Below are 14,239 nucleotides of genomic sequence, written 5' to 3' on the forward strand. Positions count from 1 at the left end.
ATCTCGCTGCAACCGCTATCAAAATAAAAGCGCATTGCGCCTTTAATTCATTGATTTCAGCAATAAAACCATCTGAAATCGATTAAAGGCAAGCGATAGCAGCTATCAGAGTAGCTATATCCTTTGGGATTTCCCGCAAGTGCTTGCCCCGATGCCAGACGCATGGGCCGCCCCTAGCATGTTTGCTGCGATGCAGCGACAGCGGCCACCCGCCGACCGGACGCTGCACGCTCTCTCCACATTTCTCATAATTTTCAGGAGACTCCATGCATCGCTTGTCCCAGTCTGCGCCCGCTGCTTCCCTGCTGGCTCTCGCCCTGACGGCGGCCTTCGCGGCTCCCGCCATGGCACAGGAAAAAGTCAAGATCGGCTTCATCACCGACATGTCCAGCCTTTATGCCGATGTGGAAGGCAAGAACGGTGCCGTTGCCATACAGATGGCAATTGACGACTTTGGCGGCAAGGTGCTGGGCAAGCCCATCGAGCTGCTCACGGCCGACCACCAGAACAAGGCCGATATCGCGGCCAGCAAGGCCCGCGAATGGATAGACACCCAGGGCATCAGCCTGGTGTTCGGCGGCACCAACTCCGCCACGGCCCTGGCCATGGCCAAGGTCGCGCAGGAGAAAAAGCGCGTCTTTATCGACAATGGCGCGGGCAGCTCGGCCCTGACCAATGAACAGTGCAGCCCCTATACCGTGCACTACGCGTTCGATACCGTGGCCCTGGCCAAGGGCACGGGCGGCGCCGTGGTGGACACGGGCGGCAAGAGCTGGTTCTTTGTGACGGCCGACTATGCCTTCGGCCACGCCCTTGAAGCCGACACCAGCAAGATCATCGAAGCGCGCGGCGGCAAGGTGCTGGGCTCGGTCAAGACACCACTCAACGCCAGCGACTTCTCCAGCTTCATGCTGCAGGCCCAGAACAGCAAGGCGCAGATTCTCGGCCTGGCCAATGCCGGCGGAGACACCATCAACTCCATCAAGGCGGCCAAGGAGTTCGGCGTCACCAAGAACATGAAGCTGGCCGGCCTGCTGGTCTTCTTCAGCGACATCCACAGCCTGGGCCTGAAGAACACCGAAGGCATGCAGTTCACCGCCCCCTGGTACTGGGACATGAATGACGGCTCGCGCAAGTTTGCCGACGCCTTCATGACCAAGACCCAGCGCCGCCCCAGCGAGATCCAGGCCGCCGACTACTCGGCCACCATGAACTACCTCAAGGCCGTGGAAAAAGCCGGCACGCTGGATGCCGACAAGGTCATGGCCACCTTGAAGAGTACCAAGATCGACGACTTCTTCGGCCAGGGCTATATCCGCGAGGACGGCCGCTATGTGCACGATATGTACCTGATGCAGGTCAAGTCGCCAGCTGAGTCCAAGGGCACCTGGGACTATTACAAGATCATCAAGAAGCTGCCGGCCGAGCAGATCTGGACGACCAAGGCCGAAAGCAAATGCCAGTACTGGCGATAAAGCGGATTGGCACGGACAGAAAAAACATGGGAGCTCAGGCTCCCATTTTCTTTACTGCCTCGAGCAGTGCGAATGGCAAGCCAGGGCTGCGCCGCCTGAAAACTCCGCCGCTGAAATCAATGCTCTAGAAAATACCAAATCAATGAATAAGTCACATATTTAAAACATAAATTACAAATTAAAACACACCGATTTTAGATTGAATTGCTTTACTATCAACTTGAAAGCATCAAATCTTCTACAGACATAGATTTCAATTGTTTTCTTAAATAAAAATCCTGCATCACTCAGGACTTTTCGGTTATTAACAAAACACCTGAATGCAGCCTATTTCGCTATTGGCATTTGTGCTGAGTCAATAAATGGTTGCCACGCCATGTTTCGGTTTGGGCAGTCTCGTTGGGCCATGCTCAATACAACCCACGGACAAGGCTACACTGCGCCGCGCCTTATCGGCTTTACGCCTTCCTCACTACCTAAAAACAGGTAGTTTCTTTGACCCGTAGCAACGCAGCATGACTGCCAGTTGCGGCGCCCTGACTTCCAAACTCATGTTTCCACGCTGGACTCTGACTCTCCTGGCAAGCCTTGCCCTGACCGCCTGCGGCGGCGGTGGCTCTGGCGACTCCTCCCCTGCCACGCCTCCTGGCTCCGAAACCCCTTCGCAGCCCGGCACTCCCGGCGTCACGCCTCCCGAGGTCGCACCTCCTGAAGTCGATCCGCCTGCGGTGCTGCCGCCCGTCACCGAGCCGCCGACCAGCAGCCGCATAGAACAGGCCTTGCTTGCCGGTAACAGCCGCCTGCTGCAGGCCGAAGACCAGACGGAGCTGCTGCAATCGGCAACGCAGCTGATCCAGCAAACCCGGCTGCAGCAGCAAAGACTGCTCGCCCAGTTGCTGGATGACAGCACGGCCGCGGCCCTGGACTTCGGCAACAACAGCCAGCGCGTCAGCCCCTTGCTGTCGACCAGCGCCAGCCCGCTGCTGGTGGCCAACAACGGCAATGTGCTGGCCAGCATGGCAACAGCCCAGAATGGCCGCGCCCTGGCCTATGGCAAAGATCTGATGGGACAGCTCGCCACGGCCTCGGGCGCCAATCAGGCGCAGTTGCCCCTGTTCAAGCGCAGCTTCACCTGGCTTGCCACCGGCAAGGCGCAAGGTCCGCTGCCGGCCACGCTGCGTATGGCGGCGCAGAACTACAGCCAGGCTTCGGTCACGAATCTGGTCGCCCGCCTGGGCAGCAAGGCCGAGATGGTGAGCTGCGCCATCACCGATCCCGCCAACAGCTGCTGGGAAAGCATCGATGTCTTTGTCTTCGGCCAGGACACGCCGTTCTCGGCGTCGCTGAGCAACCAGGTCAGCCGCTACCTGCAGGCCGGCAAGGGTGTGATCTATCTGCACAGCAACTGGGGCGACTCGGCCGGCGGCCGCCAGGTGCTTCAGGCCATGGGCATGGAGCTGGGCGGCTATGCCGGCAACTACTGGGCGCCCGCCGACGGCTACCAGATCGGCGGCAGGACCGCTGCCCAGCAGCGCCAGGCGGCCGACAGGCTGGGGGCGCATGAGTCCGCGCTCGCAGCCCTGAAAAACGGCAGCAGTGCCGACTTCTCTGCAGACACCAGCCTGATCGGCGCTCTCGACGGCATCCGCAACGATCTGCTCGGCCAGGAAGGCCAGGGCATCAACCTGTTTGCCGACAACTACTATCTCAAGCCCTATATGGCGGCGCATCGCCGCCTGGTGCTCTGGGCCGATCTGGCACGCCAGCAGGTGGACTATGCGCAGGTGCGGCGCTCCGATGCCAGCACCTTTTTCCGCACCATGGCGGCCGACACGCTGAGCTATGCCGTGCGCGAGCATGAAAGCACACCGCTGAATTTTGCCGACTGGATGCCCAAGGCCTCGCCCGGTCTGGCCACCAGCGACAGCTGGGAAACCATCGAGGTCACCATTGCCCAGACCGATGGCCGCACGGCCATAGGCCGCGGCGCCGTGCCGGGCAAAACCGTGCAGGTGCAGATCGTGGATGCCGCGGATGCGGCACTGGCACTGCGGGTGGGCAATATCCGCACCCGCGGCAATCCTCTGGCGCAGGAAAACTACACCAGGCCACGCTTTCCCGATGGGCACCAGGCCAGCCTGAGCCCGGGCCAGACGCTGAGCTACACCACGGCCTGGGGCGGTCCGCTGTTTCTCAACTACTCGGGAGCCAAGGCCGGCAGCGTGGTCAAGCTGCGCGTACGCGGCAGCGTTAAATACGCGCATTTCGACTTCACACGCAATCCCGGCGCACAGGAGATTGACGAGGCCGTGCAGGCGTTGCAACGCGGCGACTTTGGCTGGCAGACCTCCAAAATGGTGGGGGGCGAGGTACAGCAGACCATTGGCTATGCCCAAAGCGCCATCGGCAGCCACCATCCGCGCACCTATGTCGTGGAGCGCCTCAAGGGCATGATCTTCGACAGCAACCACCTGGCCAACGGCTACAACAATATGAGTGCCAGCGCCAATGTGAACAACGTCTGCGCCACGCTGGGCTGGGATTGCAGCGGCAGCATCCAGCGCGCGCCCGGCGTGCAGCATTTTGTCGGCTGGCTCGCGGCATGCGGCTTTCTGTGCTCAGGCAATCCCTCGGACGGCGCTGCAGGCCTTGCCCCCGGGTGGGGCTGGTGGCATGAGCTGGGCCACAACACCGTGATGCGCCATATGACGCTGCTGACCGCCGACGGCGGCGGCTGCCCTGTGGAATGCGACAACAACATCCTGGCCAATGCCAGTGCCCTGCGCCAGTACGCCATCACCAATGGTGCCGAGAACGACAGCGGCGAGCGCATCGACCATAAGAAGCTCTATCTGGACATCCAGGCGGCACGCGCCACGGGCAAGACCGGCGATGCTTTGCAAGCCGATATGTTCCAGCGCTTCTGGACCAAGGCCAACAAGTCCGACAACGCCATGCGCGCCGTGCACTTTCAGCTGGCCTTCATCTACACCCGGGAACGCCTGGGCCAGGCCCAGCCACAGCCTGCGGATGTGATCGACTTCCTGGGCCTGCTGGGTCGCGGCGAGCGCCTGATCTATGACAATGCCTACTGGAGCGCCAACAAGAACGCACTGGGCATGAAAGACTATGCCAGCCGGGACATCAGCAACCATGAGCTGCTGTATGTGCTGTCCAGCCGCATCATCGGCCGCGACATGCGCCAGGTCTTTGCCCATTACGGCATTCCTCTGAGCTCGGTCGCTCTGAGTTCGATCGCCGCTCATGGCATGCCTCAGCTCGCTCCCGAGTTCTACGCCATGGTGCCCGGCAAGGGCAACCAGCTGGAGCTGGGCCGCTGGGTGGATCTGACGGGAGGCGTTCCCAGCTACCCTTTCTAAGCCAAACGCCGCAGCCCTGCGGCATCGCTCAGCAAAAAAGGCAGGCCTTGCGGCTTGCCTTTTGCATTTCGACAGCCAGCTGGCGCAGACTGGTGCCCGTCGCCGGGCAATCTGCGCTTCCGAGACCGGAAGAGGATTGCGCGCCGGACTCGATAAATTCGCCTGACCCAAGATGCAACTGATCGATCAATACCTTCCCACCTTCCAGTTCCAGGAGCGCCATACCCTCATCTCGGACCTGCCGCCCAAAACATTGCTGGATGCGGTCATGCTCCCCGGCACCACGCAAGACCCATGGGCCAAGGGCTTTATCCGGCTGCGCGAGCTGCCCGATCGTCTGCTTGGCACGCTGGGGGCAAGAAGCGGACTGAGCCAGCGCCCGGCTTTCAGCCTCGAAGACTTCATGCCCCTGGGTCGCGACGCGGACCAAGAACTGGCCTTCGGTCTCCTGGGACGGTTCTGGCAGCGCGACTACGGCCTGGTCCGGCTGCAGGAACCTGAAGCACAGTTTGCCCGCTACACCGAGGCCAACCTGGCCAAGCTGGTGCTCAACTTCAGCACGGAACCGACGCCCGAAGGCCGGACGAAGCTGGTGACGCAAACCCGGGTACATTGCACCGATGGCAGCGCCCTGCGCAGCTTCACCCCCTACTGGTGGTTGATCCGACCGGTCAGCGGTTTGATCCGGCGGCGCCTGCTCACCCGAATCCACAGGGTCGCTGGATCTCTCCATGAATAAGCAAAGGCCGCAACAATGAGCTGGAAAAAAACTGGCCGATCTGCCCGGGCAGAAAGTGATTGGCACTTACGGCAGCGAACTCTGGGCCTTGCGGGATGCCAAGGTCTGGCATCAGGGACGCAGGCTGGCGACCGCCGACGCGGCGAGCTTCGAGATTTTTGAAGATCAGCAATTCATTGCCAGAGATGCCTACAGCATCTTTCACGCCTGGAGTCGGCTGCCGAATATCGACCGGAACAGCTTTCGCCAGCTGGGCATGTATTGGCTGGACCGCAGCAGTATCTATTTCGAATATGAAACCTCGCTCAAGCCGCTTGCGGGTAGCGACCCTCTGACTTTTCGCGACCTGGGCGGCGGCTATGGATCCGATGCCCAGACAGCGTGGTACTGGGGCAGAAGAATGAAAAACTGTATCCTCAGCCGCCATCTGCAGGTGATGCCGGGCAATGATCTGTATGCCAGCGACGGCGAGCAAATCTATTGCGACGGCAAACCTCTGCGTGGCGCCAATCCTTTGCGCTGGCGGATTCTGAACTCCGGATTCTCCGGCGACGACCTAGCCATCTACTACCTGGAGCGCAAGCTGCCGCGTGCGGACCCGCCCTCATGGCAGCATATTCATGGCGCATGGTCCAGAGACAGAAAAAATGTCTTCCATATGCATCTGATCGAGAAGAATGCCGTGCCGGAGTGCCCGGACCCGGCCTGTGCACCAGGCTGCAGCCGATAAGATCCCGCCCAGCGCGAAAGACAATGTCCCGGATGCGGGACGCTGCCTTGCAGCCCATATACAAGGAGAGATGATGAAGTACGACGACGCGTCCTGGCACTACGGCGGGGATTTTCCGGCCGATCTTCCGCAGGCCGCGGGCGCCACGCATATAGGCATGTTTCTGGCTTGGCTGATCCGCAACGACTGCGCCAGCCAAGAGCTGATCGAAGAAGCCGAAGACGAGATCGAGCTGCTGAAGAACGAGAAGCTGAGCGGCGCCCAATTTCTGTTGCGTGTGCTCGACGAGAAGTTCACGAACCATGAACTGAACGAAGAAGGCAATGCCTTTGCCGTGGCCTATTACCGAGGCGAGGACCACGACAGCAGGTTTGTGGATGACTATTTCGAGGAGTTCGGTGTCGACGAACAGACCATGTATGGCGTGAGCGACGACTGGGAGCAGTTCCACCGGATTGCGCCGAAGATCAATGCCCGATATCGAGCTTGGGTTGCAGCCGGTCGCCCCGAATACCTGATCTGACCTTCAGGCTCGGCCAGGCCTCACTCGCCCCAAAAAAAAGCGCAGCCAGGGCCTGCGCTTTTTTCATTGGATAGCTGCCAGCTCAGATCAACGTGCCGTGGTGTCCGATGCGATGGGAATATAGAAATCCCCACCCGCCTTGTTGAACTCCTGGGCCTTGGCCTTCATGCCCGCGGCAATGCTGTGCTCGGCGCTCATACCCTGCTGCTTGGCGAAGTCGCGCACTTCCTGGGTGATCTTCATGGAGCAGAACTTGGGTCCGCACATGGAGCAGAAATGGGCCACCTTGGCGCTGTCCTTGGGCAGGGTCTCATCGTGGTAGGCCTGGGCCGTGTCAGGGTCCAGGCCCAGGTTGAACTGGTCCTGCCAGCGGAAGTCGAAACGCGCCTGTGAAAGCGCATCGTCACGCGAGCGCGCGCCCGGATGGCCCTTGGCAACGTCGGCGGCGTGGGCCGCGATCTTGTACGCGATGATGCCCTGCTTGACGTCGTCGCGGTCGGGCAGCCCCAGATGCTCCTTGGGCGTGACGTAGCACAGCATGGCCGTGCCGAACCAGCCGATCATGGCCGCGCCGATGGCCGAAGCAATATGGTCATAGCCGGGAGCGATGTCGATGGTCAGCGGGCCCAAGGTGTAGAACGGTGCCTCGTGGCAGTGCTTGAGCTGCTCGGTCATGTTCTGCTGGATCATGTGCATGGGCACATGGCCGGGGCCTTCGATCATGGTCTGCACATCGTGCTTCCAGGCGATCTGCGTCAGCTCGCCCAGCGTGGCCAGTTCGGCAAACTGGGCATCGTCATTGGCATCGCTGGCGCAGCCGGGGCGCAGGCCGTCGCCCAGCGAGAAGCTTACGTCGTACTGCTTCATGATGTCGCAGATGTCTTCGAAGTGCTCGTAGAGGAAGCTCTCGCGATGATGGGCCATGCACCACTTGGCCATGATGGAGCCGCCGCGCGAGACAATGCCGGTACGGCGCTGGGCCGTGAGGTGGATATAGGCCAGGCGCACGCCGGCATGGATGGTGAAGTAGTCCACGCCCTGCTCGGCCTGCTCGACCAGGGTGTCGCGGAAGATCTCCCAGGTCAGGTCTTCGGCAATGCCGCCGACCTTCTCCAACGCCTGGTAGATGGGCACGGTGCCGATGGGAACGGGCGAGTTGCGCACGATCCAGTCGCGCGTGGTGTGGATGTTCCTGCCGGTGGACAGATCCATGACATTGTCCGCGCCCCAGCGAATGGCCCAGACCAGCTTTTCCACCTCTTCCTCGATGCTGGAAGTCACGGCCGAATTACCGATGTTGGCGTTGATCTTGACCTTGAAATTGCGGCCGATCGCCATGGGCTCGATTTCAGGGTGGTTGATATTGGCCGGAATGATGGCGCGGCCGCGCGCCACCTCGTCGCGCACGAATTCGGGCGTGATGATCTTGGGAATGCTGGCGCCCAGGCTGTTGCCGGCCAGACGCAGTTCGCGCGCCGCGTCCTGCTGGTACTGCGCCATCCATTCGCGGCGGCCGTTCTCGCGCAGGGCCACATACTCCATTTCGGGCGTGATGATGCCGCGCTTGGCATAGTGCATCTGGGTCACGTTCTGGCCGGATTTGGCTCGGCGCGGCTGGCGCTGCAGCGCGGCTGCCTCGGCGCGCAGCTGGGCAACGCGGGCATCTTCCTCGCCACGCTTGCCGCCGTCGTCCAGCGCCACGCGCTGACGACCCACGTAGTACTCGCTATCGCCGCGCGCTTCGATCCAGGCAGCACGCACGCTGGGAAGACCCTGGCGCACGTCGATCTGCACGGCGGGATCGGTATAGGGGCCCGAGGTATCGTAGACGCTGACCTGCTCTCCATTGGAGAGCGCAATATCGCGCACCGGCACACGCAGCTGGGGGTGCAGCGCGCCGCTCAGATAGCTCTTGGTCGATGCCGGAAATGGCTGGCGCGACTGGGCCAGCAACTCGGCAAAACGGGCAGCATCGGGGGCATGGCCTGCAGCAGGCGTAAAGATGGAATCAGGGGCGTTCATCGCAGTCTCCTCAAAGCGGTTGAAATGCATCAAACGCTCCGTGGAGTGCGGCCCCGCTCTGATCTTGCCCTGCACTGGCTCGACCCCCTATGAGGTATCCGGCCTGTGCCGCCGAAATTCTGCAATTTCGGCCTGGTTCTTCACGCACCGGCTGCCCAGAAAAGACAAAACCCCAGTGCGCGAGGCGCCTGGGGTTTGCTGTGCCCATGGTTTTCAGGGCTGGCACTGGTGCCGGCTGTCCTGTCCATCCATAAGCCCTGCGTCAGGGTCCCGCTCTTCTTCCGCCGGTATGAACCGGATCAAGTTCGTCGGGTTCGCCTGCACTGTTTTCACAGTGACTGGCATCTCAGCGCTTTCGCACACCCCGGAGCTGCATGCAGTATAGGCTGGTTTTGCAGCATGTAGTACGTGCATTGCAGCGGTTTAACTCTCCTGACTCTCAGGTGCCTAATCCGCAGCCTCGTCCAGCCCTTTCAGCGCCAGCCATTCATGGCTGGCCGCACGGCTTGCGCGCCACTGGTTGATGGGAGCGCTGACGTCCTCGTAACCCAGGGCGATGCCGAAGGCAATCTGGTAGCCCTCGGGCAAGGCCAGTTGCTCGATCAGCATATCGTTGTACATGCGCCAAAAGCCCTGGGCGCAGGTGGCCAGGCCATGCTCCACGGCCAGCAGCATGAAGGACTGCAGGTAAATGCCCAGATCCACCCATTGCGCATAGCCCATGCGCTCTTCCACAGCCACAAAAATGCCCACGGGCGCACCGAACATCTGGCCGTTCTTGGCCAGTTGGGCCAGGCGTGCGGCCTTGTCCTCGCGGCCGATATTGAGTGAGCGGTACAGATCCTCGCCATTTTCAAAACGGCGGCTGCGATAGGGCTCCCACAGTCCGGGTGGATAGGACAGGCCGGGACGCGGCACCGCCTCTGTCTCTTTGGCCCTGGCACATAGATCCTCGAGCGCCTGCCCGCCCACGGCGGTCACACGCCAGGGCTGCATATTGCCGCCGGACGCGGCCTGCGCTGCAGTCTCCAGCAAGCCCCGCACCGTGGCTGCAGCCACGTTCTGGGGCAGAAAAGCGCGTACCGAGCGGCGCTGCTGCAATGCTTGACGAATATCCATCTCTTGTTCTTTCCAAAATTGCTGCACTGCAGTGTAGAAGCTTGCGGCATTTTCCCAAGTCGCGCCGGATACCTTGAGCGAGCCGCCCCGGTGCTTGCCCTGATGGCGCGGCCTGCGTCAACTGCGACCATGCTGGCTGCCCGTCGCAGTGACCGGGTACTCACCATCTCAGGAGATGACTCTGATGAAGCCTCGCTCTGTTTGCTCCGCTACCGCTTTCTCCCCCAGAACATTGACGCTGGCATTGGGCTGCCTGCTGGCCGCTGCAGGCGCTCAGGCGCAGGACAAGATTCGCATCGGCTTCATCACCGACATGTCGGGCCTCTACTCCGATGTGGACGGCAAGGGCGGTGCTCTGGCCGTGCAGATGGCCGTGGACGACTTCGGCGGCAAACTGCTGGGCAAGCCCATCGAGGTGCTGACGGCCGACCACCAAAACAAGGCCGATATCGCAGCCAGCAAGGCGCGCGAGTGGTTCGACACCCAAGGGATGAGCATGCTGATCGGGGGCACCACTTCCAGTGCCGGTCTGGCCATGGGCAAGGTGGCCGACGAGAAGAAAAAGGTCTACATCATCAACGGTGCCGGCACCTCGGCGCTGACCAACGAGCAGTGCAGCCCCTATTTTGTGCACTATGCCTATGACACCGTGGCACTGGCCAAGGGCACGGGCAAGGCCGTGGTGGAGCTGGGCGGCAAGAACTGGTTCTTTCTGACGGCGGACTATGCCTTTGGCCAGGCGCTGGAAGCCGATACCACGCGCGTCATCAATGCCACAGGCGGCAAGGTGCTGGGCAATGTAAAGCACCCGCTGAATACGGCTGACTTCTCCTCCTTTCTGCTGCAGGCCCAGAACTCCAAGGCCCAGATCCTGGGCCTGGCCAACGCCGGCGGCGACACCATCAATGCCATCAAGTCGGCTCGCGAATTCGGCCTGACCAAGACCATGAAGCTGGCCGGCCTGCTGCTGTTCAGCTCCGACATCCACAGTCTGGGCCTCAAGGCCACGGAAGGTCTGATGTTCACCGACAGCTGGTATTGGGACCTGAATCCCGAAAGCCGCAAGTTCTCGGATCGTTTCTTTGCCAAGTTCAAGAAGATGCCCACTTCACTGCAGGCCGCCAACTACTCGGCCGCCATGCAGTATCTGAAGCTGGCCGAGAAGCTGGGTACGACCGATGCCGACAAGATCATGGCCGGCTTCAAGGCCACGCCGCTGTCGGACTTCTATGCCAAGGGTGTGGTTCGTCCCGATGGCCGCTATGCCCACGATATGTATCTGCTGCAGGTCAAGGCACCGGCCGAATCGAAGAAGGCCTGGGATTACTTCAAGGTACTCAAGACCCTGCCCGGCGACCAGGTCTTCACCACCAAGGAAGAGAGCAAGTGCGCGCTGTGGAAGTAAACCACCGTTATTGAAGAAGCTACCGGGCTGCCTGCATGGAGCCCGGTCTCATGCCGTGCGCTTCATCGGCGGCCCAGCCTTTTCGCCACATAGGCAGAAGCATCAAGCGCTCGCCTGCACCGGCATCGAGACAAGCCTTACTCGAACCCGCGCAGCTCGCACCAGTCCTCGGGCGCAGCCCTGGTGGAGCGCCACTGGTTGATGGGCGCAGCGCTGTCTTCATAACCCAGTGCCAAGCCAAAGGCAATCTGGTAGCCCGGCGGCAGCTCCAGGTGCCGGCTCACAAAAGTGCTGTAACTGCGCCAGAAGCCCTGGGCACAGGTGGCCAGGCCTTTGTCGGCGGCCAGCAGCATCAGAGATTGCAGATAAATCCCCAGATCCACCCACTGCGCATGCAGCATGCGTTTCTCGACGGCCACGAATACGCCGACCGGCGCGCCAAACATCTGGGCGTTGCTGGCCAGCTGCCGCAGCCGCCCGGCCCTGTCCTCGCGCCCCATGCCCAATGAACGATAGAGATCCTCGCCATTGTCGAAGCGGCGGCTGCGATAGGGCTCCCAGAGCTGAGCCGGATAGACCTGGGCCGCATCGGAGTCAGGGGTCGCCTCGGACATGGCCTGGCGCAATGCCTGCAGACTTGTGCCCGTCAGTGCCATCACGCGCCAGGGCTGGAGATTGCCGCCGGAAGCCGCCTGTCCGCCCTGCGCCAGCAAATCCCTGACTAGCACCGCATCCACCGTCCTTGGCAAAAAAGCACGTACCGAATGACGCTGTCGCAGGGCCTGTTCCACATTCATCATTGCTCGCCTTGGGTTTGAGTTGACAAGCAGTCTTGAGCGGATGGACAGGGCTTGCGCCCCTCAAATCGACTACGGGCAAGCACCATGAAAAAAACCAGCGACAGGCGCTGGCTTTCACTATCCAAAAAAGAAGCATCAACCGCTTGATAGATAAGCGTTTGAGGCCTACTTTCCTAGAATCTGATCGATCTTGTCTTTCTGGAAGGCCTCTGGGCGTTCGGACTCGCAAGGCACGCAGTCCTTGACATGGCCCTGGATGGAGAGCTTCTCAATGGCGGCCCACAGCAGCGCGATCTGCTTTTCGTGACCGGCTGCGCCTTCAGACAGCGAACGCATGGCCTGGGCCACGGGGTCGACTTCGGCCGTCACGCCATAGGCGGTGAAGCCGCTCTTGCCGCAATCCTCGTCAATCACGGCGGCCGCTTGCGCTTTGGCCTCGACCTTGGTAGCCAGCTCATGCTCGGTCACATCGGCGCTTTGCCCGGTCTTGCTGGGAATGATGCGCGCCGGAATGCCGACGGCCGTAGCACCTGCGGGCACGGGCTTGATGACCACGGCATTGCTGCCGATCTTGGCACCATCGCCCACCTCGAAGCCGCCCAGCACCTTGGCGCCGGCACTGACCACCACGTTCTTGCCCAGGGTCGGGTGACGCTTGGCACCCTTGTACAGCGAGGTGCCGCCCAGGGTCACACCGTGATAGATCGTGCAGCCATCGCCCACCACGGCGGTTTCGCCGATCACCACACCCATTCCGTGATCGATAAAGACCTCGCGGCCGATGACCGCACCGGGGTGGATTTCAATGCCGGTGAACCAGCGCCCCATGTGCGAGATGAAGCGGCCCAGCCATTTGAAGCCATGCGTCCAGCACCAGTGTGCAGGGCGCTGCAGCCAGATGGCGTGCAGCCCCGGATAACAGGTGATGACCTCCCAGGTGCTGCGGGCCGCAGGGTCGCGGTCAAGAATGCACTGGATGTCGGAGCGCAGGCGAGCAAGCATCAAATAACAACGTGAGGAAATGTTTAGCTTGTGAAGTCTAGCGGGTTGGTGGCTGGCTCTGCAGCATGGCTTTGGCAACACCGCGAAGAATATGGATTTCTTCCTGGGTCAGCTGCGCGCGGTTGAAAAGCTGGTTAAGCCGGGGCATGAGCTTCTTGGGCGCCGCCGGGTCCAGAAAGCCGATATGGGCCAGGGCCTGTTCCCAATGACCCAGCATGCCCTGCACCTGGGCCATGTCGGCGCGATGCACCTCGGGCGTGTGCTCCACCACGGGAAAGCCGCCAAGCGCTGCGCGCCAGTCATAGGCAACAACCTGAATCGCCGAGCCCAGATTGAGCGAGCCGAACTGCGGATTGGACGGAATCGACAGCGCCACGTCGCAGCGGTAGACATCGTCGTTACTCATGCCAAAGCGCTCGCAGCCGAACAGAAAGGCCACGCCCTTCTGGTTGCAGACCGCACCGGGCGTGGGCTGGTTATCGGTCAGACCGGCATCCTCGGCAGGTATGGAGCGCCTATCCAGCTCTCCTTTCAGGAGCAACTCGAAATGCTCGCGCGGCGTGCGTGTGGGCGGGCCGAAGTCACGCGGCGTCATCGCCGTGGCGCACATATGGCTGATGCCCTCCAGGGCTTCATCCAGGGTATCGACCACGCGGGCCCTGTCCAGCACGTCCAGTGCGCCGCTGGCACGCTGGATGGTCTCTTCCTTGCGCAGCACGTTCTTGTAGCGCGGGCGCACCAGCACCAGGTCGTCGAAGCCCATGGTCTTGAGCGCTCGGGCAGCCGCGCCCACATTGCCGGCATGGCTGGTTTCAATCAGTACGAATCGGGTTTTCATCAACGCAGAACAATGCAAAAGGCCCCACTTGTGGCCTTGATAAGACAGCAGCCTACGCGGCCCGTTCTCTCTTGCATCCGCAAGCGCCGCCGAGAAGACCCTCGGGTCGCCGGGACGAACAAGCAAAAAAAGCGCAGGCTGGGTAGAATTGCGCCCATTGTCGCCGCCCCGCATCGCCGGTCGCGGCTTTTACGTTCTTACCCGCG

Annotated in this window: 11 protein-coding genes and 1 riboswitch; of the genes, 6 read left to right on the plus strand and 5 right to left on the minus strand. The window is 61.5% G+C overall.

The window, feature by feature from the left end; translation table 11 throughout:
- Positions 1-266: 266 nt before the first annotated feature.
- The 5 genes from F3J24_RS17080 (at position 267) to F3J24_RS17100 (ending at position 6,847) form a co-directional block, all read left to right on the plus strand.
- On the plus strand, positions 267-1,475 hold the full coding sequence (locus F3J24_RS17080; RefSeq protein WP_167008875.1) for an ABC transporter substrate-binding protein: 1,209 nt from the start codon (positions 267-269) through the stop codon (positions 1,473-1,475).
- A gap of 515 nt (positions 1,476-1,990) precedes the next feature.
- Positions 1,991-4,855: an ImpA family metalloprotease gene (locus tag F3J24_RS17085; RefSeq protein ID WP_240154356.1), complete on the plus strand. Its 2,865-nt coding sequence runs from the start codon at positions 1,991-1,993 to the stop codon at positions 4,853-4,855.
- A gap of 172 nt (positions 4,856-5,027) precedes the next feature.
- On the plus strand, positions 5,028-5,594 hold the full coding sequence (locus F3J24_RS17090; RefSeq protein ID WP_167008878.1) for a DUF2867 domain-containing protein: 567 nt from the start codon (positions 5,028-5,030) through the stop codon (positions 5,592-5,594).
- 88 nt (positions 5,595-5,682) lie between these two features.
- Positions 5,683-6,324, plus strand: a complete 642-nt coding sequence (locus F3J24_RS17095) for a DKNYY domain-containing protein (protein ID WP_240154357.1) — start codon at positions 5,683-5,685, stop codon at positions 6,322-6,324.
- Between the two features lie 73 nt (positions 6,325-6,397).
- On the plus strand, positions 6,398-6,847 hold the full coding sequence (locus F3J24_RS17100; RefSeq protein ID WP_205244821.1) for a hypothetical protein: 450 nt from the start codon (positions 6,398-6,400) through the stop codon (positions 6,845-6,847).
- 87 nt (positions 6,848-6,934) lie between these two features.
- Here the strand turns inward: F3J24_RS17100 and thiC are convergent, their stop codons facing one another.
- Positions 6,935-8,869 (minus strand): phosphomethylpyrimidine synthase ThiC, encoded by a 1,935-nt coding sequence (gene thiC / locus F3J24_RS17105; RefSeq protein ID WP_167008884.1) that lies wholly within the window; start codon positions 8,867-8,869, stop codon positions 6,935-6,937.
- 259 nt (positions 8,870-9,128) lie between these two features.
- A riboswitch (TPP riboswitch) is annotated at positions 9,129-9,246 on the minus strand.
- Positions 9,247-9,316: 70 nt separating this feature from the next.
- Complete coding sequence (locus tag F3J24_RS17110; RefSeq protein WP_167008886.1) at positions 9,317-9,988, minus strand: nitroreductase; 672 nt, start codon at positions 9,986-9,988, stop codon at positions 9,317-9,319.
- A gap of 184 nt (positions 9,989-10,172) precedes the next feature.
- Between F3J24_RS17110 and F3J24_RS17115 the strand changes: the two genes are divergently transcribed.
- Positions 10,173-11,393, plus strand: a complete 1,221-nt coding sequence (locus tag F3J24_RS17115) for an ABC transporter substrate-binding protein (RefSeq protein ID WP_205244822.1) — start codon at positions 10,173-10,175, stop codon at positions 11,391-11,393.
- Positions 11,394-11,530: 137 nt separating this feature from the next.
- On the opposite strand, the gene F3J24_RS17120 is transcribed toward F3J24_RS17115, so the two are convergent.
- The 3 genes from F3J24_RS17120 to F3J24_RS17130 form a co-directional block, all read right to left on the minus strand.
- The gene (locus F3J24_RS17120; RefSeq protein ID WP_205244823.1) at positions 11,531-12,190 is read right to left on the minus strand and encodes a nitroreductase; all 660 of its coding nucleotides are present in this window, start codon (positions 12,188-12,190) and stop codon (positions 11,531-11,533) included.
- Between the two features lie 168 nt (positions 12,191-12,358).
- Positions 12,359-13,195, minus strand: a complete 837-nt coding sequence (gene cysE / locus F3J24_RS17125; RefSeq protein ID WP_167008890.1) for a serine O-acetyltransferase — start codon at positions 13,193-13,195, stop codon at positions 12,359-12,361.
- Positions 13,196-13,232: 37 nt separating this feature from the next.
- Positions 13,233-14,033, minus strand: a complete 801-nt coding sequence (locus F3J24_RS17130; RefSeq protein WP_167008893.1) for an RNA methyltransferase — start codon at positions 14,031-14,033, stop codon at positions 13,233-13,235.
- Positions 14,034-14,239 lie beyond the last annotated feature (206 nt).

It is taken from the genome of Comamonas sp. Tr-654 (assembly GCF_011752915.1).
GTDB lineage: Bacteria > Pseudomonadota > Gammaproteobacteria > Burkholderiales > Burkholderiaceae_C > Comamonas.